Genomic DNA, 23,966 nt, shown 5'->3' on the forward strand with positions numbered 1-23,966 from the left:
CTGCTCGCCGAGATCGGCGACGCCCGCGGCCGGTTCCCCACCCCGGACTCGCTGATCTGCCTGGCCGGGGTCGCCCCCTCCACCCGCCAGTCCGGCAAACGCACAATCGTCAGCTTCCGCTGGGCCGCAGACAAACAGCTCCGCGACGCGATCTGCGACTTCGCCGGCGACTCCCGCCACGCCAGCCCCTGGGCCCGCCACCTCTACGCCCACGCCATCGCCCGCGGCCACGACCACCCCCACGCCGTGCGCATCCTCGCCCGCGCCTGGCTCGGCGTGATCTGGAAATGCTGGCAGACCAACACCCCCTACGACCCCACCCGACACCGCGCCGCCCAAGCCCATCAACACCGAGCGGCTTGACACAGGGCTACTCACAGCACGGCCAGGGCCACCAGCGCAGCCCCGAGGAGTAACACCCAGGCGTCCACCGCGCGGCGCAGCGGGACCGCCGCGGCACGCAGGTCCATCAGGTGCCGGGCCAGCAACCACAGCTTCACGCACGTCAGCACGACCGCGGCGACGGCACCGAGGCGCAGCGCCTGTTCGGGGACGTGGTCGGCCGCCAGCCACCAGGTCGCCGCCGTCGCCACGACGAGTCCGGCCCACACCGCAACGAGCCGCCTCACGTCACGGGCACCACATAGAGCACCCCGAACAGCAGGATCCACAACAGGTCGACGAGGTGCCAGTAGACGGCCACCCCCTCGGTGAACCGCGGCTCGGCCGTGCCCGCCCCCACCCGCCGCAGCAGGACGACCAGCAGCACGGCACCGACGGCCAGGTGCGCCAGATGGATCCCCGTGAGCACCCAGTAGTAGACGAAGAAGATCCCCGCGCCGGGGACCGCGCCCACGGCCACTGCGTGGTCGTACTCCACCGCCTTGACGACGGCGAACACCGCCGCGCACGCGAGGGTGCCCCACAGGGCACGGCGGACCACCGCGGGCCGCGAACCCCGCTGGACGAAGCTCGCGACCAGCAGGGATCCGGTCAGGAGCACCACCGTGTTCAGGGCACCGGCGCCCATCAGCAGCCGTCCGGCCGCGGCGGCGGTGTCCGCCCGCTCGGCCCGGCCCTCCCAGCCGACCGCCACGGAGAAGGCGGCGAAGACCACGAGGTCGCCCAGGACGACCACCCACAGCCCCGGCTCGCCGGGCACCCCGTCGCGACGTGCGGTCGTCCGGACAGGTTCGGTGGGCGGCGGCGGGTCGTGCCGGAGGAACTCGGGGAGGTCGGCCTCGCTCACGTCCGCGCCGTGTCCCGCAGGACGACCCGGCGCAGGCTCAGCGCCATCGTCACCACCCAGGCCCCCACCGCGGCGAGGGCGAGCCAGAAGACGAACACCCCCTGCCAGGCGAAGGGGCCGGAGTAGAAGAAGAACGGCAGCACGCCCGGCAGGAAGAGGAAGGCGATCCAGAGGTTCAGGTAGCCCACCCACCTCGGCATGAGAGGCTCCGCCGAGCGGTCGCCCAGCACCGCCACCCCGACCGCGACGGCCTGCAGCATGAAGGGCACGACCGGCGGCAGCAGGAGCAGCCAGGCCAGGTCGTGCAGCAGCAGGACCAGCGCCGGGTCGCGGTCCACGCGGAAGGCGCACACCGCCATCATCAGCAGCGGGACCAGCAGCATCACACCCGTGACGGCACCGCCCAGCAGCTGCAGGAACGCGAGCACGGGGACTCGGCCCTCGATTCCGACGAGGTGCGCCGACAGCAACCCCACCAGGGGCAACAGCAGCCCGACGGACATGCTCGCGAGCACGAACCCGACCCGCGTGGTGGTGGGCGAGTCGGTGTAGAAGGCGAGCACCCGGTCGGCGGGCCACCACGCGGCGGGCGGCAGCGGCAGCACCCCGGCGACCAGGAAGCCCGCCAAGGTGCCCGCCAGCATGGCGAACCCGCTCCAGGCACACAGCAGCTGCACTCTCGTCCGCACGAAGCGTCCCATCGTCGATGGTGGTGAATGAGGACTAGACTATTCGGCCCATCGCGACAAGGGCCGTGTGGGTCTAGCTACATGCCCATGTCGGCGTTGGTGGCGGCGCTGGCGCTGAGCCCGCCGTCGACGGCGATCACCTGTCCGCTGATGTACGCGGCGTGGTCGGAGGCAAGGAACAGCGCGGTGTCCGCGATGTGTCGCGGCTGCGCCACAAAGCCCAACGGCACGTTGCGCTCGTAGACCTTGCGCAGCTCCGGCGGGGCGTAGAGGTCGTTGTTGCGGGTGGCCACGAACGCGGGGGCGATCGCGTTGCAGCGGATCCCGTGCCGCCCGTACTGGACGGCGGTCGATCTGGTCAGCTGGATGACCGCCGCCTTGGCCATGCCGTAGGCGGTCATGAACGTCTCCCCCGCGATCCCCGAGACCGACGCGATGTTGACGATGCTGCCGCCGCCCTGCGCCACCATCACCGGCAGGACGTGGCGGGTCAGCAACATTCCCGGCAGCGCGGTGCCGCGCATCGTCGCCAGGAGGAAGTCCCCTGACATGTCCCCGACCGGTGTCTCCTGCGCCCCGAGCTCGATCGCCGCGGCGTTGTTGTCGACGACGTCGATGCGGCCGTGGTCGGCGACGACCTTCTCGACGATCTCCTGGACCAGGCCCTCCTCCTGCACGTCGGCCACGAAGGACGTGGCCGTGCCACCGGCGGCGCGGACGGCCTCCTCGACCAGCGGCGTTCGCTCGGCGTCGCGGTCGATCATGACGACGGTGGCGCCCGCGGCGGCGAAGGAGTGGGCGGTGACCTCGCCCATGCCGTTCGCGGCGCCGGTGACGATCACCACCCGGTCGGTGAAGTCGAACATCGGAGTGTCCTTCCTGCTCAGGGGCCTCGCGGCCGGTCGGTGCGGCGAGTGAACCACCTCGGGGCCACGCGGCTCACTGCACTTTCGTGCAGTGACCCCCGCCACCCCGGCTCCTACCGTGAGGCCATCCGCGACCGCCTGCACCGGCTCGGCGATCGCCACCCCGACGAGGAGGAGCCTCATGTCCCGACTGCGCTTCGGGGCGTTCATCGCCCCGATCCACCCGGCGGGCACCAACCCCACCGCCGCCCTGCACCGCGACCTGGACCTGGTCACCTGGCTCGACCACCTCGACTACGACGAGGTCTGGTTCGGCGAGCACCACTCGGCGGGCAGCGAGATCATCTCCTCACCGGAGATCTTCATCGCGGCGGCGGGCGCCCGGACTCGGCGGATCAAGCTCGGCACCGGCGTGATCTCGCTCAGCTACCACAACCCGCTCTGGGCGGCGGACCGGATGGTCCTGCTCGACCACCTCACCCATGGCCGAGTGATGCTCGGGGTCGGTCCGGGATCGCTGCCGACCGACTCCGCCATGATCGGGCTGAACCCCACCGACACCCGCGAGCTGCTCGAGGAGAACCTCGACATCGTGCTGCGGCTGCTGAACGGCGAGACTGTATCCGCCAAGACCCGGACCCACGAGCTGATCGACGCCCGGCTGCAGCTGCGTCCGTACTCCGACCCGCTGTTCGACGTCGTGGTGGCCGCGGTCGTGTCGCCCACCGGACCCCGCCTGGCCGGGACCCACGGCCTCGGCCTGCTGTCGATCGGCGCCACCCTCACGATCGACGGGTTCAACGCCCTCGCCAACCATTGGACGATCATGGAGGAGCGGGCGGCGGCGGCAGGCACGACGGTGGACCGGGATGACTGGCGGCTGGTCTCCCCCATGCACATCGCGGAGACTGAGGAGCAGGCGCACGCCGACGTGGAGCACGGCATCGAGGCCTGGTTCGAGTACTTCGCGCACACCGCGGCCTTCCCCCAGATGGCCGTGGACGGCAGCAACGTCAAGGAGATGATCAGCTTCATCAACGACAACGGGATCGGGGTCATCGGCACCGCGGAGCAGGCACGTGCCCAGATCGAGCGGCTCGCCGAGCACTCGGGCGGGTTCGGCAGCTTCCTGCTGCTCGGCCACGAGTGGGCCACGCCGGAGAAGACCAGGCGCTCCTACGAGCTGCTCGCGAGCGAGGTGATCCCCCACTTCCAGGGGCAGGCCCAGCCCACTCTCGACGCGAAGGCCCGCGCCGTCGCCGTCCGGGAGGGGCACTCGCAGGCCCAGCTGCAGGCCATCGCCCACATGAGCGAGAAGTACCAGCAGGAGGTAGCGGCGACCGCCGGGACCTCCACCGAGGTCGTCTGACATGCGGGCCGCCCGGTTCCACGCACGCCAGGACGTGCGCATCGACGACGTCCCGGAGCCCGCGCCCGGCCCCGGACAGGTCCTGCTCCGCCCGGGGTACGCCGGGATCTGCGGCTCCGACCTGCACCTCGTCCACGCCCCCGAGGCCGTGGGCGTCGACCCGACACGTCCGCACCCCCTGACTGGCGCACAGCCGCCCCAGGTGATGGGACACGAGTTCGCCGGCACCGTCGAGCAGGTCGGGGAGGGGGTGACCACGGTGCGTCCGGGCGACCGGGCCGCCGTGTTCCCGATCTTCTCGTGCGGGCGCTGCGCGGCATGTACCACCGGACGGGTCAACGCCTGCCGCACGGTGGGCTTCCTGGGTCTGACCGCCGAGGGTGGAGGAATGTCGGAGCACGTCGTGGTGGCCGCCGAGCGGCTGCACCTGCTCCCGGACGGCGTCGACCTGCGTCTCGGCGCACTGGTGGAGCCCATGGCGGTGGCGTGGCGCGCGGTCACCGCGAGCCGGGTGCGACCCGGTGGGTCGGCGCTCGTGGCCGGCGCCGGGCCCATCGGGATCGGGCTCTGGTTCGCCCTGCGGGCCCGCGGGGTGGAACGGGTGGTGGTGTCCGAACCGAGCGCGGTGCGGCGGGCCGCCGTCGCGGCCCTCGGCGCCCACGTCGTCGACCCGGCCGCCGAGGACCTCGCAAAGACGGTGGACCCCCTCACCGACGGCGCGGGGGTCGACGCGGCCTTCGACGCCGCGGGTGCAGCCCCCGCCTTCCTTGCGACCCTGGCGTCGCTCACCCCCGGCGGACGTGCGGTCGTGGTCGCCGCGCACGAGCAGGCCGTCGAGCTCAACCCGACGATGCTGGTGCTGGGCGAGACCGAGGTCGTCGGCTCCCTCGCCTACCTGCCCGCCGACTTCGACGCCGTCATCGCCGCGATGGCCGAGGGCGCCTATGACACGACCGGCTGGGTCGAGGAGCGCCCACTCGCCGACCTGCTCGCAGCGCTCGCCGACCTCGGGGAGGCGCGGGCGTCCAAGATCCTGCTCACGATCTGAGCAGCGGTCTCGGGATGCTAGGTCTGGGCGTCCGCCCGACCGTAGAGCGCAGTGACCCAGACGTGGACCATCCCCTCCACCACGTCCGCAGGCACCTCGTCGTGTCCACCTCGACACCACCGCTCAAGCGCCGACGCGTTCATCCCGACGAGGAGCCGGACCAGCACGGCGGGATCGGGCCCGGCCGGGGCACGGCCGGTCGCCCGCTCCTCCCGCACGACGGCGCCCACCGGCTCGACGAAGCTCTCCAGCCACTCGTCCCATATCCCGCGGACCGACTCGTCGATGTCGCGGGCGTCGAACATCGCGAGCATGACGGATCGCCGGACGCGCCATGACTCCCACAAGGCGGTGAGGGCGTCGCGGAGTGCCTCGATCGGGTCGCCGCCGCGGCCGAGGAAGTCCTGGGCTCCGGCGATCAGTGCGTCGAACGCGTCCTCGAGGAGGGCCGCGACCGCAGCGGCCTTGTTGGCGAAGTAGAAGTAGAACGCCGTGCGCCGGACGCCCGCCGCGCCGGCGATGTCGTCGACGCCGATCTCTGCCAGCCGGCGCTCGGCCAGCATTCCCTCGAGCGCGTGGAGCAGGTCCGCGCGCCGTTCCTCGCCCTTGCTCGGGCGCAGCCAGTCTCGCTCGGTCGATGCCTTGGCGGGTCTCGGGGGCACCGGCCCAGCCTGCCACAGCACCCACATAGTCGACATACGACGACTATTTTTGACAGACGTCGACTCTGGGCTACTGTCGCGCTGGTCACCCCGATCACCACCAGAGCCGGTGGTGTGGGCCGGGTGCGCCAGGAGGCACGATGACCACGGCAGTGCCGCCGCGTCCGACCGTCTGTGTGATCGGTGCGGGCATCAGCGGACTCACCACGAGCAAGATCCTCAGCGACTACGCCATCCCGTTCGACACCTTCGAGAGTGGCGACCGCGTCGGCGGGAACTGGGCGTTCAAGAACTCCAATGGGCACTCGAGCGCCTACCGCTCGCTGCACATCGACACCTCGGCGGAGGGCCTGCGGTTCAAGGACTTCGCCATCTCCACGAGCTACCCGGACTTCCCGCACCACTCGCAGGTGCAGCAGTATCTGGAGGACTACAGCGCGGCGTTCGACCTCAAGCGCCACATCCGCTTCAACACCTCTGTGAAGCACGCTGAGCGGCTGGACGGGGGTGGGTGGCGGATCGACACCTCGGACGGGGAGACCCGGCACTACGACGTGCTGGTGGTGGGCAACGGCCACCACTGGGACCCTCGGTTCCCGCAGTTCCCCGGCACGTTCGACGGCGAGACGATGCACTCGCACCACTACATCGACCCGGAGGAGCCGCTGCACCTGCGCGGCAAGCGAATCCTGGTGGTCGGGATCGGCAACAGCGCGTCGGACATCGTCTCGGAGCTCTCCCAGCAGAGCAACCGCAACCGGGTCTTCCTGTCGACCCGCTCGGGCGCCTGGGTCGTGCCGAAGTACATGCTCGGCAAGCCGGTCGACCAGCTGATCTCGACCTTCCCGCGGCTGCCGATGAAGCCGCAGCGCTACCTGGCCCGCGCGCTGCCCAGGCTGCTCTCCGGCGACATGACCCACTACGGGCTCCCCCAGCCCAACCACCACTTCCTCGAGGCGCACCCGACCCAGTCCAGTGAGCTGCTGGTCCGGCTCGGGTCCGGCGACGCCGTGGCGAAGCCCAATGTGCGCGCGCTCGAGGGCAACCGCGTCCGGTTCGTCGACGACTCCGTCGAGGACATCGACGTCATCATCTGGGCCACCGGCTACAACATCACCTTCCCGTTCTTCGACGAGGACTTCCTGTCCGCGCCGGACAACCGGATCGACCTGTTCAAGCGGATCTTGGTCCCGGGGATCGACGACCTGATGCTGGTCGGGTTCGGGCAGGCCATCCCGACCCTGTTCCCGTTCGTCGAGTGCCAGGCCTCACTGGTGGCGCGCTACCTCGCGGGCACCTACCGCCCACCGGCGGTGCCGAAGATGAAGGCGGCAATCGCCGCGGACCACGAGCGCTACCTGGGCCACATGCACGACAGCGCGCGGCATACCCAGCAGCTCGACTACCACGTGTACGCCGACGACATGGTCCGCCGCGAGCTGCCCGCGGGCCGCAAGCGGGCCCGCGGGCAGGGTCCCGTGGCGCTCGCCGGGCGAGCCGCGACCCAGATCGGGAAGGAGCGCGTCGATGCGCACTGACATCCAGATCGCGGTGCCGGGCGGCACCCTGGCCGCCTGGCACTACGCGCCGTCGGGCGAGACCTTCGCGGGGTCGAGCGGACTGCCCTGCGTGGTCATGGCGCACGGCTTCGCGGCGACCCGAGACTCCGGCCTCGAGGGTTTCGCCGAGCGGTTCGCCGCGGCCGGCCTGCACGTGCTGGCCTTCGACTACCGCGGGTTCGGCGAGAGCATCGGGGGCACCCCCGGCACCGTGTCCCCGGCGGCCCAGGTGGCCGACTACCGCGGCGCCGTTGCGTTCGCCCGCTCGCTGGCCGGGGTCGACCCCGACCGGATCGTCGTCTGGGGGGTGTCGCTCTCCGGTGGGCACGTGTTCCCGGTCGCCGCCGCGGATCCGCGGATCGCGGGCGCGATCGCGCTCACCCCGGCCGTCGACGGCCCGGTCGCTATGCGGGGCGCCGTGGGCAACCTCGGCGCCGCCGCCACCGGCGTCTCCGCCGCAGTCGCCGCGGACCTGGTGGCGGCCGCCCGCGGCGGAACGCCGGTCACGCTGCCTGTCGTCGCCGAGCCCGGAGCGGTGGGTGTCATGACCGCCCCGGGGGCTGCGGCCGAGTACCGCCGGATCGCCGGGCCCACCTGGACCAACCGGGTGCCCGCCCGGTCGGCGGCGGCGGTCGGCGCCTACCGGCCCGGCCGACGGGCCAAGGACGTGCGCTGCCCGATGCTGGTGCAGATCGCGGACGAGGACCAGAGCGCGCCGCCCGCGCCCGCGCGCAGGGCGGCCTTCCGGGCCCGGGCAGACGTGCGCCACTACCCGTGCGACCACTTCGACGTCTACCCCGGCAGCGAGTGGTTCGAGCAGGCCGTCGCCCACCAGCTGCACTTCCTGCACCGGCACTTCGCCCCCGGGTCGGAGTTCGCCCCGGTCGTGCCCGTGATGGTGAACGCATGACGGGCGTCCTGGTCACCGGCAGCGCCTCGGGCCTCGGCCGGGCGATCGCCGAACGGTTCGCCGCCGACGGCGCCAGGGTCGCGGTGCTCGACGTCGACGCCGACGCCGCGGCCGCGACCGCCGCCGAGCTGGGGACCGGCCACCTCGGCGTCGGCGCGGACGTCCGGTCGGCCGAGCAGGTGCGGTCGGCCGTCGGCCGGGTCGTCGAGGCCTTCGCCGGGCTCGACGTGCTGGTCAACAACGCCGGGGTCGAGGCGGTCGGACCGCTCCTGGAGACCGCCGACGACGAGGTCCTGCGGCTCTACGACGTCAATGTGGTGGGCGGCCTGCGGTGCCTGCGCGCGGCGCTGCCCGCGCTGTCGGCGGCCGGGCACGGCGCGGTGGTCAACATGTCGTCGGCCGCGGGCACGGCGGGCAGTCCGCTGCTCGCCGCCTACAGCATGTCGAAGGCCGCGGTAATCCGGATGACTGAGGCGCTGGCCGTCGAGCTGCGGCCGACCGGGGTACGGGTTAACGCCGTGTGCCCCGCCCTGACCGGGCCCACCCGGATGGTCGACGCGCTCGTGGCCCCGTTCGAGGCGATGGGGATGCCGTTCGAGCAGGTGGTCGCGAAACAGGGAGGACGGATGGGCGAGGCCCGCGAGGTGGCCGACATGGTCGCCTTTCTGGCGTCGCCGCAGGCCGGGCTGGTCAACGGGGCGCACTACCTCGTCGACGGCGGGCTGACGGCGGGTGTGCTGTGAGCGCCGGGGAGCTGGCGGGCCGGGTCGCGCTGATCACCGGGGGCGCGGGCGGCATCGGGTCGGCGATCGGCGAGGCCTTTCACGCGGCGGGCGCGACCGTGGTCCTCGCTGACCTCAACGGCGCGGCGGCCGAGCAGGCCGCCGAGCGGATCGGCGAGCACGCCGAGGGTGTGGCGTGCGACGTCCGCGACGAGCGGCAGGTCGCGAGCACCGTCGCCGCGGTCGTCGAGCGACACGGCGGATTGCACGTCGCGGTGGCGAACGCGGGTGTCAGCGGGCCTGTGGGTCCGCTGGTGTCCACGGCGACCGACGCCTGGGCCGGAGTAGTCGATGTGAACCTGCACGGGACCTTCCACACGCTGCGTGCGGCGGGTGCGGTGCTGGCGGAGCGGGGCGGGGGTGCCCTGATCACCACGGCGTCGATCATGGGACTCAGGCCGGCCCCGCTGTGCGGAGCCTACTCCGCCACGAAGGCGGCGATCATCAGCATGACACGCTCGTTCGCGCTGGAGCTGCGCCCGGCCGGGGTGCGCGCCAACGCGATCTGCCCGGGTTTCGTGGACACGGCGCTGTTGCGCGACCGGGACGTCGACCTCGGCGCCGACCTCGGGATCCCCGATCTCGACGCCGTCGTCGCCCAGGTCCACTGAAGGTTCGGCGAAGCGGGGGACGTGGCGTCGTTGGCCCTGTTCCTCGCCTCGAACCGCGCGTCGTTCGTCACCGGCGGCACCTACACGGTCGACGGCGGATTGTCGGAGAACCTGCTCTGACGGTCGCCGGGTGGGCTCATGCACGGCGTGCGCCCACCCGGCGACGTTCCGGACTCCGGCCTCCTCGCGGGTCCGCCACGATCTCCGGTAGGCGAGCTCGGCCTTGAGTGTGGAGAAGGAGTGTTCTCCAACAGCGCGTCATCGTAGGAATCGCCGACCGAGCCATCAATGCGAGAATTCCGTGGTCCTCGAGACGCTGCGCGAAGCGCGGAGACGTGTGATTCGAGCCGCGATCGAGGTGATGACGATCTACCCACTTGCGACGTCAAGTGTCCAGACCGCGTACTCCAGAGCACCAAGGATCAGGTCGGTGTCACAGCGATCCGAGCAGCGTCACCCCACGATGCGGTTGGAGAACGCGTCGCGGGCCGGCCAGAGCACGCCCTCCCCGCTCGGGATGCGAGTCGCGTCGGCGACCCACCACCGGTCCGGCGCCGCTGCGGTGGAGTCCCGGCCGAGCAGGTCCGGAGCCGGAGTATGGAACGGGTTCTGCCTGGTCGACGCCGCACGCCATCGCTTGCGCAGGAACGCGTCCGGCAGCCCGTGCTCACGCATCAGCCGCTCGACCCGCTTACGGGAGACATGCCGTCCCCGCAGACGCCGGGTGGCCCGGATCGGCCGGAGCTTCGCCGCCGCCCGGAGCGGGGCAAGCGAGCGGGTAGGCGCGCATACCCTGGCGGAGCCATGCTCGACGACCCCGACATCGAGATCGCGAGCGTGCGTTCGTCAGTGGAAGGGGCCGAGGCCGCTGCCTCGGCCCCTTTTCACGCCAACCGATCCTGCCGCCGGATGCGCTGCGGGCACTCGCCAGGGTAGCAATTGCGCGAGTGGCCCGACACCCGTGCCTCCACGCCCGCTTGACCACGCTTCGGCTTCTCCTCGACCGCGGCCGGGTGAGCCAGGCCGCGGCGGCGGACGACATGCAGGTCGAGCTCGGCCCCTGGCAACTCAGCGTCGCCCCCAACTCGAGACTGCGACGCGCTGCGCCGCCTCCCACCGCGCGCTGCCGCCGGGCGCTGCCCATGATCCCGCGCCGCCCTCAGCCAACACACCCCTCGTCGGCGTCATCGGAGACCACGTCCTGGAGCACGGCTCCGAGCCTGGCGCGGAGCGGACCAGACCACTCCCCCGTTGTCCGATCCTGCGGCCGGTCCGCGACCGCGGCTACGCATGGCTGCGCGATGCCGACCAACACCACTCCGGCTGGCGGGCGGCGCGCCGGTCCATCGTGGGCGCGATCCCGCTGCAGGACCGCGACCGTGGGCCGGCGCCGTGGTAGGCGGGGTCGGCGGCCGCGGGGGTCTCGTGCGCGGTGAGGGCGTCGATGATGCCGTGCTCGCGGGCGGCTCCCATGTCGTGGCGGGCGCCGGGCAGGGGCGGGGAGATCCACACCAGGCGGCCGATCGGGTCAGCGATGACCTGCACGATCAACCCGTGGGCCTTGTGCTTGCCGGAGTAGCAGGCGCGGTCGTAGCCGAACGCCATCCCGACCCGGTCGGTGCGCGGCAGGGTGCCGCCGAGGATCACGAACGCCTTGCGCTTCGCGACCTCGATTGCCTGTTCCAGCGTCGGCGCCATCGCCACCAGCAACTCGAGGGCCTCGCGGATGTAGCGGTACACCGTCGAGGTGCCGATCTCGAATCCGGAGGCCAGGTCGGCATAGGTCTCGCCCTTGCGCAGATACGCCACGACACCAGCAGGGCCTGGCGGCCGGCGGGCGGCTTGCGCCACCGAGTCCGGCGCTGGTTGCGCTGCGATCGCAGCGCATCCGACAGCACGCCGAGGGCGCGGCTGAACACGGTCATCCCGGACGGGTAGGACAGCACCTTGAAGCTCCTGGTAACGCGGATTGATCTAGGCAATCGCCCCTCTACCAGGAGCTTCACCCATACAAGGTCACGCCACGCCGCACACGCTCTGGCCTGGCCGTCCAGCAGGTTGGCAAAGGTTAAGTGAAGGTAGGGCGTAAATTAGGGCCGCCTCAGGAACTATTCATCACCTGCACCAGAGCGAACGAGTGCCCAAGCGGCACCCAGCTGTTCACTCCGCTTGCTCCACTGGCGACGGCAGAGGATCGAGGCCGAGCTCTATTAGGAACCTGTTGTGCTTCACTAGCGCATCGCGGATCTCTCGCTCGGCTCCCAATAGCTCCGAATTGGCCGCCGCCAGGTCGATCTCGACCTCCGCCTCAGCGAGGCTCACATACCGCGAAATACTCAGATTATAGCCATTAGCCTCGATTTCGTCTATCCCTACCCGCTTGGCATACCGCTCCTCCTCCCGACGATACCGGTAAGTGTCGATGATCTTCTCGATGTGATTATCGTTAAGATAGTTCTGCCGCTTGCCTTTCTCGAAGCATTCAGCCGCGTTGATGAACAAGACATCATTGGGCTTCTTGCACTTCTTGAGGACCAGAATGCACACAGGGATGCCAGTCGAATAGAACAGGTTCGCCGGCAAGCCAATGACGGCATCAATGTGCCCATCTTGCAGCAATTTCGTGCGGACCTTCGCCTCCGCTCCACTGCGGAACAAGACGCCGTGCGGCAGGATGATAACCATCACACCGTCGTCCTTCACGTAGTGAAATCCGTCTAAGAGAAAAGCAAAATCGGCCGCCGATTTCGGCGCCAACCTGTAATTCTTGAAACGCACGTCCTCGCGCAACGCTTCGTTCGGATCCCAGCGGTAGCTGAACGGCGGGTTGGCAACCACTGCGTCAAAGTAGGGCTTCCTCGCAGGGTTCGTCTCACGAAGCATGTCCCAGTCGTTGGTCAGCGTGTCGCCGTGATAGATCTCGAACTCTGAATCTTTTACCCCGTGTAGCAGCATATTCATTCGGGCGAGGTTGTAAGTAGCGACCCCATCCGCTTTCGGACGTTCAGAAGCAGCGAGCCGGATCCACACGCGAAATCCATAACGCTGTCAAGCCGCTCACGAGTGCCGGACGCTGGCTCCTGACCGTCTAGGGTGACGATCGCCGAAAGGATATCGGAGATTCGCTGAGGCGTGTAAAACTCGCCCGCCTTCTTGCCCGACCCAGCGGCGGCGAACTGGCCAATGAGATACTCATAGGCATCGCCAAGTGTGTCGCTGTGAGTTGAGAACCCGCGAGACCATCGGCAATATTTGTGATTATTACGCAATGCTTCGCGTTGCGGTTGGCGTAGGTCTTGCCGAGATTCTCCGAACCGAGATTAATCTCCGAGAAAAGTCCAAAGAATGTGCTCTGGAAGGATTCGTTCTCGATGTACTTGAAGCCGGCCTGCAGTGTGTTTAACAGCTCCTCATTCTGCGTCCGCGCCATATGTGCGATACTTGCCCAGAGGTGCTCGGGTCGAATAACGTAATGGGCTTTAAGGCGCATTTGCTTCTCAAACGCCGATATATCGCCTGAATTCTGCTCATACCAAACAGGCAGAGACGACCGCCCACCGTTGCCCACGGCGTTCGAGTCAGGATAATCAGTCCCGAGTTCCTTCCTCGCAGCCTGCTCGTAGTTGTCTGAGAGGTAGCGAAGGAACAAGAACGCGAGCATGTAGTCGCGGAAGTCGTCCGCATTCATCGCCCCTCTGAGCTGGTCAGCGATGTTCCTTAGAGTCTTGCCGAGCTGCTTCTGCCCTTGATCAGTCATGTAGCATCACTTGTCGCACTCATCGACTCTCTGGGGAACAGGTCGTCACGATTGAAGGGATATTCGTGGACGAAATTATGGAGCACTCTTCGGAAGTGTCGCTTGTTCTCTTCCAGCATCTCCTGGGGCTCAAACATCGAATAGTTCCCATGACTAAGAATATTGATCAACCTTGCATGGAGGATTCCGTCCTCATCGTCCGCATCGCTTTTTATGCATGCGGAAAAAGTCCGGTAGCCATGGAAATTTGCGGTCTTTTCCAGGACCGCTCGGAGCATGTTGAAGTGATGCGTGTACAACCTGTCGTCACGATCCGCTTCGTACAGCTCAATGAGCGTCGCCAAATGCTGAAAGATCGGTGTGTCCCCGGTCTGGGAGAGGAGAAGCGCCTCCGGCGCTCGACCGCGCCTCATGAAGTACTTTCTCGCTTATCTCTGCTCAGTTCATTATATAGTACATTGAAAAACAGCCGCGTTCTCGATCGCCGTGCGGGCATGCGAGCGTGCCGGCGTTATTGAGGCCGTGGCCAGTATTGCGTTGACGTTGCGTCGCTACGGACTACCAAGCCAGCACCGCGGCGATGCTCGAAGTCCAGCTGGTCGACGTACCCGGTCCGACTCGGCCAGCCGCACCGAGCAGTGCCACACATAGCCCCGGCCGGCGTCCTTCGGCGCTCGCAGCGGTAGCCCGGCCGCGACCGCCGGCGCCTGCAGCGCCCGAATCAGCGGACCGAGCTCCAGGTCGTGCTCCCCCGCCCCGCGCCGGGCGGGCTGCCAGGCGGCGTCGCGGCCGTCCCAAGTGGCGACGACCCGCGGGTTCTGGTGCTCGTCGGCCACGCCCGGGCCAAACAGATAGGCCAGCAGCCCGCCCGCACGCCACCCGTGCACGACCTTCGCGATCACCGGGCGCGCCCTGCGCTGGCGACGAGCCGGTCGAGCAGCTCGTCGAGCCGGTCGGTCAGCCGGGTCAGCTCGCCGCAGTCGACGAGCTCGGCGGCCGCGGCCAGCTCGAGACGCAGCCGTAGCAGCTCCGCCACCACCCCGCGCGGGCTGTCCGGCGTGCCGTCGGGCCCGGCGGCTCGGAGCGCCTGCTCCCCCAGCCACGCCCCGACCGCGACACCTGCGCGCAGGGCTGCCTCGGCCACCAGAGCGTGCTCCTGCGCAGTGAACGCGACCCGCACCGACCGCGTCCGCGGCACCACAGATCGTGGACGACGAGCTGCGCGCGGCTTCACCCCGCAGGCTGGCTACCGCAAGATCCTCGATCCGCTCGGGACCGCTCAGCTCACCGCCCTGTGCAAGGAACAGCGTGGGAGCGCCCTAAGCTCACCAGGACGCTGCCCACAGCCCAAGGGCGAAGCCTGCCGTGAGCATCACCACCGCCCCGACCAGGAGGACCACCCGCCATTGCGGCCCGCCGGGCCGGGTCGGCGGCGGCCACGTCTGTCCGGTCCGTCGATGCCGGCGGGTTCTTCCGATTCGACTTCTGCCGGGCGAAGGCATGGAAGGGTTGCGCACAGCCGTCTCCTGTCACAGCAGGGGCGGTCAGACCCTGGTGCCGGCGCTGCAACGCCGGCCCGGGGTCGCCCACGTGGTCCTTCACGAACGGCACGCCCGCAGGACGCGAACGCACCTCCGTCGAGACCACCACTGCCCCGCCCGCTTCGCGACAGTCGAGAGGGCCCTGGGGAGGAAAGCCCCGCAGCACGCCCGGCTGTGCATCACTCGGCAGTGCGAACGCCCCCGTTCGCACCCCTCTCGGTCGCGCGCCCGCGACCGCAGAAGGTTCACTTCTGCATATCTTGCTCCGCCCTGGAAGCACAGGGCGAGCGGGCGAATTGGTCCGGCTCTCGACCGTGCCAGCAGGACGCCTGGCGCTCGACCCGGGTCGCCCGAAGCTCGCCGAGGAGCGACTCGACTCGCCTCGAGCCGCCGGCCGTCCGTCAGGCCGAACGACCGCGCACGACGAGGACCACGATCAGCGACAACTCTCCAGAGCTGTCACAGAGCCTGACGCGACGAGAGGTGAACTGCCATGAAGGATCGACTGTGGGGCGTGAGGGATGTCGCCGAGTTCCTCGGAGTGCCCGTTGCGACGCTGTACCAGTGGCGCCAGCGCGGCTACGGCCCGAAGTCCCGTCGGGTGGGCCGCTACGTCCGCTACGAGCCGGCCGAGGTCCGAGCCTGGTTCGCGGCGCAGGAGTGAGTTGCCGCATGTGCGGGCCTGGCCCCTGACGCGCACGGAGCACAAGATCAAGTCGCGGAGTGAATCATGTGACTATCCTGTGACTGGATCTTCGCAAGATCAGGCGAGACTCGCTCTGACCTGGGGAGAAAGCTCCTCCGACTGGACTCGAACCAGTAACCCTGCGATTAACAGTCGCATGCTCTGCCAATTGAGCTACGGAGGACCGCTGGCCCGCGAGCGGAACCCGCTCGCTGACGGGGGAAACCCTACAACACCGGTTCCGGCGCCCCCGCACCCCCCTCCCCCGCCCTGGGCGAGCATCCGTCCGGGGCTCTGGGGCAGGATGGCGGGGCAGGCGATCACGACCGTCCCGCGTGGAGGCGACATGCTCAAGTTCCTGCTGGGTGCCGCGGTCGGCTACGTGCTGGGCGCGAAGGCCGGTCACGAGCGCTACGAACAGCTGCACCGCACCTACCAGCGCGTCGCCGACCATCCCGCGGTCCAGGGCGCGGCCGGGGTGGTCCGGGCCCGCGTCGAGGAGGTCGTGAAGGGCGGCACGCACGACCCCGGCTCGAACGGGTCGGCGCGCTGAGCCGACCCCGTCCCCCGCGCGGGGCGGGGCTGTACCTGCGGCGCATCGAGATCGACGAGCCCGAGGCGGGCTGGGATCGCTACCCGTTCGCCCTGCCCGTGGTCGCCGCCCTGCGCGGACGACGGCTGGAGTTCGGCCCGGGCGTCACGTTCCTGGTGGGCGAGAACGGGTCCGGCAAGTCGACGCTCGTCGAGGCGATCGCCGTCGCCGCCGGGTTCAACGCCGAGGGCGGCTCGCGGAACTTCGCCTTCGCCACCCGGGCGAGCGAGTCCGCCCTCGGCGGCTCGCTGCGGATCGGGCGGGCGCCGGGGAAGGAGCGCTCGTCCTTCTTCCTGCGCGCCGAGTCGTACTACAACGTCGCCACGGAGCTCGAGCGGCTCGATCGGGAGCCGGGCGGCGCACCGCTGCTGCCGGCCTACGGCGGCGTCTCCCCGCACGAGCGCTCGCACGGCCAGTCCTTCCTCGACCTGCTCATCCACCGCTTCCGCCCGCGCGGCCTCTACCTGCTCGACGAGCCCGAGGCGGCCCTCTCCACGAACGGGCAGCTGGCGGCGCTCGCCCGCATCCAGGACCTGACCACGCAGGGCTCGCAGTTCCTGATCGCCACCCACTCGCCGATCCTGCTCGCGCTGCCCGGCGCCCGGATCCTCGAGATCGGCGACGACGGCGGCCTGCGCACCGTTCCCTACGACGACGCCCTGCCCGTCCGCACCACCCGGGACTTCCTCGCCGATCCCGGGCGGACCCTGCGTCACCTGCTCGGCTGAGCCACCCGGCTGCGGAACGTCCGCCGGTACGCCGTCGGCGAGACGCCCAGCTCTGCCTGCAGGTGCAGCCGCATCGAGCCGGCCGTGCCGAACCCGGCCCGCTCCGCGACGTCGTCGACGGACAGGTCGCTCTCCTCCAGCAACGTGCACGCGCGTTCGACGCGCTGCCACGTGAGCCACTGCCCGGGTGAGGTGCCCATCTCGTCCCGGAAGCGGCGGGTGAAGGTGCGGGTGCTGGTGGACTCGCACGCCGCGAGCTCCCGCAGCGTGACGGGCCGATGCAGGTTCTCCAGCGCCCACGCCCGCGCCCGGGCCGTCGACGACACCGCGGGCTCGGGCACCGGGCGTCGGAGGTACTGGGCCTGTCCGCCGTCCCGGTGCGGCGGGACGACGGTGCCGCGCGCGACCTCGTTGGCCACCGCGGCGCCGTGGTCGGTCCGGATCATGTGCAGGCAGAGATCGATCCCGGCCGCCTCGCCCGCCGACGTGAGCACGCCGCCCGAGTCGGTGTAGAGGACGTCGGGATCGAGGTCCACCTGCGGATGGAGCTCGCGGAACCGGGCGGCGCACTTCCAGTGGGTGGTGGCCGGGCGCCCGTCCAGCAGCCCGGCCGCGGCCAGCACGAACGAGCCCGTGCAGATCGACGCGATCCGCGCGCCCGGCCGGATACGGGCCAGCGCCTCGGCGAGCCCCGGGGGCGACGGCGCGGGCGCGTAGTCGAGGTCCGACGCCGGGACGATCACGGTGTCCGCGGTGTCGAGCATTTCCGGTCCGTGCTCCACCAGGACCGGGAAGTCGGCGTCCGTGCGGACCGGTCCCGGGACGAGCGTGCAGGTCACGACCTCGTAGAGCGGCCGGCCGGCGGCGTCGCGGGCCTGTCCGAACAGCCGGTGGACGATCCCGAGCTCCATGGGCAGCAGCCCCTCGCGCACGAGGACCGCCACCGTGTGCCGCCGCGTCGCCATGGCCCGATCCTCGCACATACTGTCCATCGAGCCACTGGTTCGGCGGGAACGCGGGGCCGACGATCGGGTCATGGACGTTCTGTGGGTGGTCGCGCATCCGGAGCCGCGCTCGTTGACCGGCGTGCTGGCCGCGGAGGGCCGCGCGGCGCTGGAGGAGCAGGGGCACCGGGTCGAGGTGTCGGACCTGTACGCGATGCGCTGGGACCCGGTCCTGACCCGGGAGGACTATGGGCTCGACGCAGACGCGCGGCTGTTCGTCTCCGACGAGTCCCGGCGGGCGTACGACGCCGGGACCCTGCCGCCGGAGATCCGCGCCGAGCAGGAGAAGCTGCGCCGGGCGGACGCGGTGGTGCTGCAGTTCCCGCTGTGGTGGTTCGGGATGCCCGCGATCCTCAAGGGCTGGGTGGACCGGGTGTTCGTCGACGGCTTCGCCTACGGGGTGCGCGGCCCCGACGGGCGCACGCGCCGCTACGGCGACGGCGTGCTCGCCGGGAAACGCGCCCTCGTCGTCACGACGACCGGGGGCCCGGACTCGGCGTTCGGGCCGCGCGGGATCAACGGGCACGCCGAGGAGCTGCTGTTCCCGCTGCTGCACGGCACGCTCTTCTACGCCGGCGCCACGGTCCTGCCGCCGCTGCTCGTCCCCGGCGCCGACCGGTTCGCCGAGTCCGACCGGTTCCGCGCCGGCGCGGCCCTGCGCGAGCGGCTCGGCGGCCTCGGGACCGACGCGCCGCTCCCCTTCCGCCCGCAGCGCGGCGGGGACTACGACGAGCACCTCGTGCTGCGCCCGCACGTCGCGCCCGGGCGGGCGGGGCTGTCGGTGCACACCGCCGCCGCCGAGGTCCGGGCGGCGGGCTAAGGAGACACTGCCTAACCCGCGAGCGGGCGCGGGGACTCCCCCGCGGCGGCGGACACGGCGGCGTCCGGGCCGAGCCGGCGGGCCTGCTCGCGGAGCCGGCCGAGCTCCCGCGCGACGTCGGCCGCCCCGGTCGGCAGGCCGGGCGGCTGGCGCAGCCACGCCGTCGCGACCCGCGGCGCCCGGTGTGCGGCGAGCGCGGCGCGCAGGGCGGCGTCGAGCGTGGGTGGCGCACCGAGGTCGGTGACGACCACCAGGTCGTCACCCGTCCCGTGCGCGACGCTGCTCCCGGCGAACCGGGGCAGGACGTCCGTGACCGCGCGGGCGACCCGACGCAGTCCGTCGACCACGGCGTCGAACCCGCCGCGGGTCAGCGCGCCCAGGTCGGCGGTGACCAGCCCGATCCCGGCGCCCTGCCCCGCGAGCAGCCGCTGCTCGAGCGCCTCGGTGAGCGCGGGCACGCCGGGCAGGCCGGTGACCGGGTGCAGGGCGAGCGCCCGGTCGTACTCGAGCGCCGCGACCGCACGGAGCAGGTCGCCGGTCCGGGCGACGCCGCGGCAGCGGCCGTACCCGTCGACGAGCGCGATGTCGTCGTGGGCGCGGCGGGGGTCGCCGAGCTGCAGCGCCTCCCGCGGCTCCGCGTCGAGCGGCAGCACCCGCGCCGGGTCGGCGAGATCGCGGACCGGCCGCTCGGCGTGCAGGGCGTAGCCGAAGCGGGCGGAGACGGCGAGCAGGAAGCGGGTGCGTTCCAGCATCGCGACCGGCCGCTCCGACGCCGTGGTGAGCACGATGCCGGCGAGCTCCGGCGAGTCCTGGAACAGGGCGCGGGCCTCGGCGCCGGTCGCGGTGTCGCGCAGCATCACGGCCGGGCGGGCGAAGTCACCCAGCACCGGACCGACCGGGTCGGCCCGGACCGAGCGCACGTGCGGGGTCGGCGCGGGCAGCGGGGCCGCGAGCCGGTCGACGGGCCGGCGGCCCGGTGCGCCGAGGAGCGGGCCGCACCCCCGGCGGACGCCGTGCCGGCGGAAGGCCTCCAGGTCGGTGGCGGTCGCGATCCCGGAGGCGACCAGCTCGGCGCCGGTGCGCCGGCAGAGCCTTGCCACGGCGTCGAGCACGACCTGGCCGCCGGGGTCGGCGTCGAGCGCGCCGGCGAGCTCCGGGTCGAGGGCGACGACGTCCGGCGCGAGCCGGGCGATCAGGGCGAGCGGGTGGTCGGCCGGCCCGACCTCCGCCGCCCCGATGCGATGGCCGCGGGACCGCAGCGCGCGGGCGCCGGCCTCCACGTCCGCGTCGGACGGGTCGCCGATCGGCGCGGCGACCCGGACCACGACGTCGCGCGGGGCGAACCCCGCGTCGCGGACGGCGGCGTGCAGCTCGGCGAGCGCACCGCCGTCGTCGGCCACGGTGTCCGCCAGTAGTGTGACGTGCAGGGGGACGCCGAGTCCGTAGCCGCCGGCCCGGCGGATCCCGGCGGACGCGGCGCCGACGTCGAGGGCGGCCCGGCGGTCCGTGCGCGCGGCCGCCGCGACCACCCCCGCCATCGCCCCGTCCCGTGGTCGGGGCACGGCCTCGACGGCCACGACCGCGCCGGTGGCCAGGTCCGCTATCGGTGCGAACAGGGGCCGGATGCCGTCCGACCGGCTGTACGAGGCGGCCCACGCCGCGGGGCCGTCCGGCCCGTCCTGCGCGATCGTCACGCCCGTCCCTCCACCGCTCGAGCGACCGGTCACACCGCCGCCCCGGTCGCGGGCGCCGCGACCGTCCCCGATGGACGGAACGGGCGCCGGGCCGTCCCCCTACCTGCGGGTGGCCGGGAGGTGAACGGATGAAGATCACATCAGGCGGGCGGGACGTTCCGGTCCGCCGGGAGCCCCAGCGTTCGGGACGGGTCGTCAGACCTTGTGCGCCACGGCGAAGAGGCGGCGAAACGGGAACCAGGTGGTGCCGTCGCCGGAGGGCGGGTAGGCCGCGCGGAGGCGTGGGGCCAGCTCGTCCGTGAACCGGGCGTACTCGGCCTCCCCCAGCGCGTCGCGCACGGGACGCAGGGCGGTGCCGCTGATCCAGCGCAGCACCGGGTCCTCGCCGGTGAGGCGCTGCAGGTAGGTCGTCTCCCAGACGTCGGCCATCGCGCCGGTCGCCGCGAGGAGCTCGGCGTACTCCCCCGGCTCGGCCACGGCCGCCTCGCCGCGCAGCACGATCGGCTGTTCCCACTCCGCGGCCAGCTCCCGCACCAGGGCGTGCGAGGGGGCCGCGAAGTTGCCCGGGACCTGCATCGCGAACGTCGCCCCCGCGGGCAGCGCCGCGATCCACCCCGGGATCAGGGCGGTGTGGGTGGGCACCCACTGCAGCACCGCGTTGGTGACCACGAGGTCCGTGTCCGGGGCGGGCGTCCAGTCCTCGACGGCCTGCAGCCTGGCGTGGACACCCGAGGCGCGGGCCGCCTCGACCATGTCCGGGGAGGAGTCGAGGGCCTCGACGACGGCTCCGGGCCAGCGTGCGGCCAGCACCGGGGTGAGGTGGCCGGGACCGCAGCCGAGGTCGACGACCCGGCGCGGGTCGGTCGTGCGCACCCGGGCGAGCAGGTCGTGGAAGGGGCGGGCGCGGTGGTCGTCGAAGTCGAGGTAGAGGGCGGGATCCCAGGTCGTGGTCACGGGTACTCCCAGCTCAGCCCCTGTGAGTGGCGATAGTCGCCAGAGCGACTATCGCCACTCACAGAGTGGGGTCAGGGGTCGGGGTGGATCTGCCGGATCGTGCCGTCGCGACCGGGCACGCGGCGTTCGAGCACCCAGGCCTCGCGACCGTCGGTCATGGTGGCGCGCTCGCGGGAGACGATCGAGCCGGTGACGCGCTGGTGCACCGCCTGCGGCACCTTGCCGGGCTCACCGAGCGGGAAGCGTCGGGGCAGGCCGTCGTGCAGCAGGAACGCCCTGCCGAGGTCCTCCTGTGCGGCCACGACGAAGGTCATCGCACCGTCCGTCCAGGTCGCCTTGCTGACCAGGTGCCAGCCGACCCGCTCCGGCTCGCCGGGGAACCACACGCCGCGGTTGGTGACGACGAGGTGCCCGCCGCCGCGCACGACGTCGGCGACCGCGACCACGTGCTCCTCCGGGTCGAGCTCCCCGGCGAACCCCTCGGGCAGGTCCTCCTTGCCGAGCAACCGCCGGAGCAGGTTCACCGGTGGGCTCCGGAGGCCTGCTCGCGCAGCGCGATCTTGTACTGCTCGAGCGGCACGAGGTCGCCGAACAGCTCGTTGTAGAGCTCCGGGTCCTCGGTCGGGTTGGTGCGCTGCAGCCGGGACTTCACCTCGGCGATCTGCGCCTCGACCAGCGCGAGCTTGACGCCGGCGAGCACGCTGCCCACGTACCGCGCCTCGTCGCCGAGCTTGCGCGGCAGCTCCAGCGGCTCGACGGCCAGCTCGCTGAGCAGCTTGCGCTCCTCGGGACCGCACTCGGCGGTGACGGCCTCGATCCACGCCGGGCCTTCGATGCCCGCGCACACCCCGCCCGCCTTCTGGATCGCGACGTGCACCGCGGCGAACGCGGGATGGGTGAAGACCAGCTCGGGCAGCTCGTCGTAGGCCGGGCCGGCGACGGCCGGTATCTGCAGTGCCGACTTGAGCGCCTCGCGCTGCAGGTGCAGGCGCGGGTCGTCCCGGCGCGGGGCGGCGACCGGCTCCGGACGACGGCCGCGCGGCCGCTCGGGGGCGACCCCGGCCTCCTCGCGCACCCGCCGCACGACCATGGCGATGTCGTCCCAGCTGGTCCAGCCGGCGAGCCTGCGCGCGTACTCGTCCCGCAGGTCCTCGCGCTTGATCCGCGCGACGAGCGGGACGGTGCGCTGCAGCGCCGCCACCCGGCCCTCGGCGGTGTCGAGGTCGTGCTCGGCGAGGATCGAGCGGATCGCGAACTCGAACAGCGGCTCGCGGCGGGCGACCAGGTCGCGGACGGCGGTGTCGCCGTGCGCCTGGCGCAGCTCGCAGGGGTCCTGCCCGTCCGGCGCGATGCAGACGAAGGTCTGCGCGGCGAAGGACTGGTCGCCGTCGAACGCCTTGAGCGCGGCGGCCTGGCCCGCCGCGTCGCCGTCGAAGGTGTAGATGACCTCGCCGCGGTCGAACGAGTCGTCGCCCATCAGCCGGCGCAGCACGGTGATGTGCTCGGTGCCGAAGGCGGTGCCGCAGGAGGCGACGGCGGTGGGCACGCCCGCGAGGTGCATCGCCATCACGTCCGTGTAGCCCTCGACCACCACGACCTGGCGGCGCTTGGCGATCTCGCGCTTGGCGAGGTCGAGCCCGAACAGCACGTGCGTCTTGCGGTAGACCGGGGTGTCGGAGGTGTTGAGGTACTTGGCCTCGATGCCGTCGTCGTCGAACAGGCGGCGGGCGCCGAAGCCCACGACGTCCCCACCCAGGTCCCGGATCGGCCACAGCAGCCGGCGGTGGAACCGGTCGATCGGGCCGCGCCGGCCCTCCTTCGACAGGCCCGCCTTCGTCAGCTCGTCGAGCGAGAAGCCCTGGGCCAGCAGGTGCTTGGTGAGCGTGTCCCAGCCCGCGGGCGCGTAGCCGCAGCCGAACTGCTCGGCTGCGGTCGCGCCGAACCCGCGGGTGGTGAGGAACTGCATGGCCTGCGCCCCCTCGGGGGTGCGCAGCTGGGCCGCGTAGAACTCGGCGGCCTTCTTGTTCGCCTCGAGCAGCCGGCTACGGGTGCCGCGGTCGCGCTGGACGCTCGAGCCGCCGCCCTCGTAGGTGAGCCGCACGCCCACCTTGTCCGCCAGCCGCTCGACGGCCTCGACGAACCCGATGTGCTCCATCTTCATGACGAAGTCGATCGCGCTGCCGCCCTCGCCGCAGCCGAAGCAGTGGAACGTGCCGTGGGTGGGCCGGACGTTGAACGACGGCGTCTTCTCGTCGTGGAAGGGGCACAGGCCCTTCAGCGAGCCCGCGCCGGCCCGGCGGAGCGCGACGTACTCGCCGACGACCTCCTCGATCCGGGTGCGGTCGCGGACCTCCGCGATGTCGCTGTCCCGGATGCGGCCTGCCACGCCCCCGAGTCTAGGCGCGCGCCCGGCCCGCGGTCCCGCAGGTCGCCGGACGGGCGCGGG

General features: G+C 71.4%; 27 protein-coding genes, 1 tRNA gene and 2 pseudogenes. 12 read left to right on the forward strand and 18 right to left on the reverse strand.

The window, feature by feature from the left end:
• On the forward strand, window positions 1–363 hold a 363-nt coding region (locus AB0B41_RS21560; RefSeq protein ID WP_358205948.1), incomplete at its 5' end, for a transposase.
• Window positions 364–374: 11 nt separating this feature from the next.
• Here the strand turns inward: AB0B41_RS21560 and AB0B41_RS21565 are convergent.
• The 4 genes from AB0B41_RS21565 to AB0B41_RS21580 form a co-directional block, all read right to left on the reverse strand.
• On the reverse strand, window positions 375–629 hold the full coding sequence (locus tag AB0B41_RS21565; RefSeq protein WP_358205951.1) for a cytochrome C oxidase subunit IV family protein: 255 nt from the start codon (window positions 627–629) through the stop codon (window positions 375–377).
• Complete coding sequence (locus tag AB0B41_RS21570; protein WP_358205954.1) at window positions 626–1,249, reverse strand: cytochrome c oxidase subunit 3; 624 nt, start codon at window positions 1,247–1,249, stop codon at window positions 626–628. The genes AB0B41_RS21565 and AB0B41_RS21570 overlap by 4 nt, the downstream gene beginning before the upstream one ends.
• Window positions 1,246–1,950, reverse strand: a complete 705-nt coding sequence (locus AB0B41_RS21575) for a hypothetical protein (RefSeq protein WP_358205956.1) — start codon at window positions 1,948–1,950, stop codon at window positions 1,246–1,248. Before AB0B41_RS21575 ends, AB0B41_RS21570 begins: the two co-directional genes overlap by 4 nt.
• A 65-nt stretch (window positions 1,951–2,015) precedes the next feature.
• Window positions 2,016–2,804, reverse strand: a complete 789-nt coding sequence (locus AB0B41_RS21580; RefSeq protein WP_358205958.1) for an SDR family oxidoreductase — start codon at window positions 2,802–2,804, stop codon at window positions 2,016–2,018.
• A gap of 181 nt (window positions 2,805–2,985) precedes the next feature.
• Between AB0B41_RS21580 and AB0B41_RS21585 the strand changes: the two genes are divergently transcribed.
• Window positions 2,986–4,173 carry an LLM class flavin-dependent oxidoreductase gene (locus AB0B41_RS21585; RefSeq protein WP_358205960.1) on the forward strand — a complete coding sequence of 396 codons (1,188 nt, stop codon included), beginning with the start codon at window positions 2,986–2,988 and terminating at the stop codon, window positions 4,171–4,173.
• A 1-nt stretch (window position 4,174) separates the two neighbouring features.
• Window positions 4,175–5,221 carry an alcohol dehydrogenase catalytic domain-containing protein gene (locus AB0B41_RS21590; protein WP_358205963.1) on the forward strand — a complete coding sequence of 349 codons (1,047 nt, stop codon included), beginning with the start codon at window positions 4,175–4,177 and terminating at the stop codon, window positions 5,219–5,221.
• Between the two features lie 17 nt (window positions 5,222–5,238).
• Here the strand turns inward: AB0B41_RS21590 and AB0B41_RS21595 are convergent, their stop codons facing one another.
• Complete coding sequence (locus AB0B41_RS21595; RefSeq protein ID WP_358205965.1) at window positions 5,239–5,883, reverse strand: TetR/AcrR family transcriptional regulator; 645 nt, start codon at window positions 5,881–5,883, stop codon at window positions 5,239–5,241.
• A 140-nt stretch (window positions 5,884–6,023) separates the two neighbouring features.
• Between AB0B41_RS21595 and AB0B41_RS21600 the strand changes: the two genes are divergently transcribed.
• The 4 genes and pseudogenes from AB0B41_RS21600 to AB0B41_RS21615 all read left to right on the forward strand — a co-directional run bounded on the left by AB0B41_RS21600 (window position 6,024) and on the right by AB0B41_RS21615 (window position 9,865).
• Complete coding sequence (locus AB0B41_RS21600) at window positions 6,024–7,421, forward strand: NAD(P)-binding domain-containing protein (RefSeq protein WP_358205967.1); 1,398 nt, start codon at window positions 6,024–6,026, stop codon at window positions 7,419–7,421.
• Entirely contained in the window at window positions 7,411–8,352 is a 942-nt protein-coding gene (locus AB0B41_RS21605) for an alpha/beta fold hydrolase (protein ID WP_358205969.1), read from the forward strand. Before AB0B41_RS21600 ends, AB0B41_RS21605 begins: the two co-directional genes overlap by 11 nt.
• Window positions 8,349–9,095, forward strand: coding sequence for an SDR family oxidoreductase (locus AB0B41_RS21610; RefSeq protein WP_358205972.1), 747 nt, complete (start codon window positions 8,349–8,351; stop codon window positions 9,093–9,095). The genes AB0B41_RS21605 and AB0B41_RS21610 overlap by 4 nt, the downstream gene beginning before the upstream one ends.
• Window positions 9,092–9,865: pseudogene (locus AB0B41_RS21615) on the forward strand (SDR family NAD(P)-dependent oxidoreductase). The gene AB0B41_RS21610 and the pseudogene AB0B41_RS21615 overlap by 4 nt, the downstream one beginning before the upstream one ends.
• 333 nt (window positions 9,866–10,198) lie before the next feature.
• Here AB0B41_RS21615 and AB0B41_RS21620 read toward each other — a convergent pair.
• The 5 genes and pseudogenes from AB0B41_RS21620 to AB0B41_RS21640 form a co-directional block, all read right to left on the reverse strand.
• Window positions 10,199–10,420 (reverse strand): hypothetical protein, encoded by a 222-nt coding sequence (locus AB0B41_RS21620; protein WP_358205974.1) that lies wholly within the window; start codon window positions 10,418–10,420, stop codon window positions 10,199–10,201.
• A 756-nt stretch (window positions 10,421–11,176) separates the two neighbouring features.
• Window positions 11,177–11,691: pseudogene (locus tag AB0B41_RS21625) on the reverse strand (transposase family protein); the annotation flags it as partial.
• A gap of 214 nt (window positions 11,692–11,905) precedes the next feature.
• Window positions 11,906–12,775 (reverse strand): N-6 DNA methylase, encoded by an 870-nt coding sequence (locus AB0B41_RS21630; protein ID WP_358205976.1) that lies wholly within the window; start codon window positions 12,773–12,775, stop codon window positions 11,906–11,908.
• Window positions 12,703–12,930 (reverse strand): N-6 DNA methylase, encoded by a 228-nt coding sequence (locus AB0B41_RS21635; protein ID WP_358206083.1) that lies wholly within the window; start codon window positions 12,928–12,930, stop codon window positions 12,703–12,705. Before AB0B41_RS21635 ends, AB0B41_RS21630 begins: the two co-directional genes overlap by 73 nt.
• Window positions 12,834–13,502: a type I restriction-modification system subunit M N-terminal domain-containing protein gene (locus AB0B41_RS21640; RefSeq protein WP_358205978.1), complete on the reverse strand. Its 669-nt coding sequence runs from the start codon at window positions 13,500–13,502 to the stop codon at window positions 12,834–12,836. The genes AB0B41_RS21635 and AB0B41_RS21640 overlap by 97 nt, the downstream gene beginning before the upstream one ends.
• A gap of 176 nt (window positions 13,503–13,678) precedes the next feature.
• Here AB0B41_RS21640 and AB0B41_RS21645 point away from each other — a divergent pair, with 176 nt between their 5' ends.
• A complete protein-coding gene (locus AB0B41_RS21645) occupies window positions 13,679–14,020 on the forward strand; it encodes a hypothetical protein (protein ID WP_358205980.1) in 342 nt (113 codons plus the stop codon).
• Window positions 14,021–14,053: 33 nt separating this feature from the next.
• Here the strand turns inward: AB0B41_RS21645 and AB0B41_RS21650 are convergent, their stop codons facing one another.
• Both AB0B41_RS21650 and AB0B41_RS21655 read right to left on the reverse strand, forming a co-directional pair.
• Complete coding sequence (locus AB0B41_RS21650) at window positions 14,054–14,404, reverse strand: hypothetical protein (protein ID WP_358205982.1); 351 nt, start codon at window positions 14,402–14,404, stop codon at window positions 14,054–14,056.
• Complete coding sequence (locus tag AB0B41_RS21655; protein ID WP_358205984.1) at window positions 14,401–14,646, reverse strand: hypothetical protein; 246 nt, start codon at window positions 14,644–14,646, stop codon at window positions 14,401–14,403. Before AB0B41_RS21655 ends, AB0B41_RS21650 begins: the two co-directional genes overlap by 4 nt.
• An 890-nt stretch (window positions 14,647–15,536) precedes the next feature.
• Between AB0B41_RS21655 and AB0B41_RS21660 the strand changes: the two genes are divergently transcribed.
• Window positions 15,537–15,707, forward strand: coding sequence for a helix-turn-helix domain-containing protein (locus AB0B41_RS21660; protein WP_358205986.1), 171 nt, complete (start codon window positions 15,537–15,539; stop codon window positions 15,705–15,707).
• A 132-nt stretch (window positions 15,708–15,839) separates the two neighbouring features.
• Here the strand turns inward: AB0B41_RS21660 and AB0B41_RS21665 are convergent.
• Window positions 15,840–15,912: transfer RNA gene (locus tag AB0B41_RS21665), tRNA-Asn, on the reverse strand.
• Window positions 15,913–16,074: 162 nt separating this feature from the next.
• Here AB0B41_RS21665 and AB0B41_RS21670 point away from each other — a divergent pair.
• Together AB0B41_RS21670 and AB0B41_RS21675 are read left to right on the forward strand one after the other, a co-directional pair.
• Window positions 16,075–16,281 (forward strand): hypothetical protein, encoded by a 207-nt coding sequence (locus AB0B41_RS21670; RefSeq protein WP_358205989.1) that lies wholly within the window; start codon window positions 16,075–16,077, stop codon window positions 16,279–16,281.
• 98 nt (window positions 16,282–16,379) lie between these two features.
• On the forward strand, window positions 16,380–17,048 hold the full coding sequence (locus AB0B41_RS21675; RefSeq protein ID WP_358205991.1) for an AAA family ATPase: 669 nt from the start codon (window positions 16,380–16,382) through the stop codon (window positions 17,046–17,048).
• On the opposite strand, the gene AB0B41_RS21680 is transcribed toward AB0B41_RS21675, so the two are convergent.
• Window positions 17,033–18,040: a helix-turn-helix domain-containing protein gene (locus tag AB0B41_RS21680; RefSeq protein WP_358205994.1), complete on the reverse strand. Its 1,008-nt coding sequence runs from the start codon at window positions 18,038–18,040 to the stop codon at window positions 17,033–17,035. The two genes, AB0B41_RS21675 and AB0B41_RS21680, sit on opposite strands and share 16 nt — an antisense overlap.
• Window positions 18,041–18,083: 43 nt before the next feature.
• On the opposite strand from AB0B41_RS21680, the gene AB0B41_RS21685 reads away from it, so the two are divergent.
• The gene (locus tag AB0B41_RS21685; protein WP_358205996.1) at window positions 18,084–18,872 is read left to right on the forward strand and encodes an NAD(P)H-dependent oxidoreductase; all 789 of its coding nucleotides are present in this window, start codon (window positions 18,084–18,086) and stop codon (window positions 18,870–18,872) included.
• Window positions 18,873–18,883: 11 nt separating this feature from the next.
• Here AB0B41_RS21685 and AB0B41_RS21690 read toward each other — a convergent pair whose 3' ends face one another.
• The 4 genes from AB0B41_RS21690 to dnaG all read right to left on the reverse strand — a co-directional run bounded on the left by AB0B41_RS21690 (window position 18,884) and on the right by dnaG (window position 23,906).
• Window positions 18,884–20,566, reverse strand: a complete 1,683-nt coding sequence (locus tag AB0B41_RS21690; protein WP_358205999.1) for an EAL domain-containing protein — start codon at window positions 20,564–20,566, stop codon at window positions 18,884–18,886.
• Window positions 20,567–20,761: 195 nt separating this feature from the next.
• A complete protein-coding gene (locus tag AB0B41_RS21695) occupies window positions 20,762–21,520 on the reverse strand; it encodes a trans-aconitate 2-methyltransferase (protein WP_358206001.1) in 759 nt (252 codons plus the stop codon).
• Between the two features lie 71 nt (window positions 21,521–21,591).
• Window positions 21,592–22,044: a hypothetical protein gene (locus tag AB0B41_RS21700; protein WP_358206004.1), complete on the reverse strand. Its 453-nt coding sequence runs from the start codon at window positions 22,042–22,044 to the stop codon at window positions 21,592–21,594.
• Window positions 22,041–23,906: a DNA primase gene (gene dnaG, locus AB0B41_RS21705; RefSeq protein WP_358206006.1), complete on the reverse strand. Its 1,866-nt coding sequence runs from the start codon at window positions 23,904–23,906 to the stop codon at window positions 22,041–22,043. The genes AB0B41_RS21700 and dnaG overlap by 4 nt, the downstream gene beginning before the upstream one ends.
• Between the last annotated feature and the right edge of the window lie 60 nt (window positions 23,907–23,966).

It is taken from the genome of Pseudonocardia sp. NPDC049154, from assembly GCF_040648315.1.
Lineage (GTDB): Bacteria > Actinomycetota > Actinomycetes > Mycobacteriales > Pseudonocardiaceae > Pseudonocardia.

Excerpts from the sequence above, each read along its gene's own strand:
- AB0B41_RS21575 (WP_358205956.1), bottom strand. The coding sequence starts at position 1,950 with ATGGGACGCTTCGTGCGGACGAGAGTGCAGCTGCTGTGTGCCTGGAGC.
- AB0B41_RS21640 (WP_358205978.1), bottom strand. The coding sequence starts at position 13,502 with ATGACTGATCAAGGGCAGAAGCAGCTCGGCAAGACTCTAAGGAACATC.
- AB0B41_RS21590 (WP_358205963.1), top strand. The coding sequence starts at position 4,175 with ATGCGGGCCGCCCGGTTCCACGCACGCCAGGACGTGCGCATCGACGAC.
- AB0B41_RS21685 (WP_358205996.1), top strand. The coding sequence starts at position 18,084 with ATGGACGTTCTGTGGGTGGTCGCGCATCCGGAGCCGCGCTCGTTGACC.
- AB0B41_RS21680 (WP_358205994.1), bottom strand. The coding sequence starts at position 18,040 with ATGGACAGTATGTGCGAGGATCGGGCCATGGCGACGCGGCGGCACACG.
- AB0B41_RS21620 (WP_358205974.1), bottom strand. The coding sequence starts at position 10,420 with ATGCGTGAGCACGGGCTGCCGGACGCGTTCCTGCGCAAGCGATGGCGT.
- AB0B41_RS21580 (WP_358205958.1), bottom strand. The coding sequence starts at position 2,804 with ATGTTCGACTTCACCGACCGGGTGGTGATCGTCACCGGCGCCGCGAAC.
- AB0B41_RS21605 (WP_358205969.1), top strand. The coding sequence starts at position 7,411 with ATGCGCACTGACATCCAGATCGCGGTGCCGGGCGGCACCCTGGCCGCC.
- AB0B41_RS21610 (WP_358205972.1), top strand. The coding sequence starts at position 8,349 with ATGACGGGCGTCCTGGTCACCGGCAGCGCCTCGGGCCTCGGCCGGGCG.
- AB0B41_RS21645 (WP_358205980.1), top strand. The coding sequence starts at position 13,679 with ATGGAGGATTCCGTCCTCATCGTCCGCATCGCTTTTTATGCATGCGGA.
- AB0B41_RS21600 (WP_358205967.1), top strand. The coding sequence starts at position 6,024 with ATGACCACGGCAGTGCCGCCGCGTCCGACCGTCTGTGTGATCGGTGCG.
- AB0B41_RS21585 (WP_358205960.1), top strand. The coding sequence starts at position 2,986 with ATGTCCCGACTGCGCTTCGGGGCGTTCATCGCCCCGATCCACCCGGCG.
- AB0B41_RS21670 (WP_358205989.1), top strand. The coding sequence starts at position 16,075 with ATGCTCAAGTTCCTGCTGGGTGCCGCGGTCGGCTACGTGCTGGGCGCG.
- AB0B41_RS21660 (WP_358205986.1), top strand. The coding sequence starts at position 15,537 with ATGAAGGATCGACTGTGGGGCGTGAGGGATGTCGCCGAGTTCCTCGGA.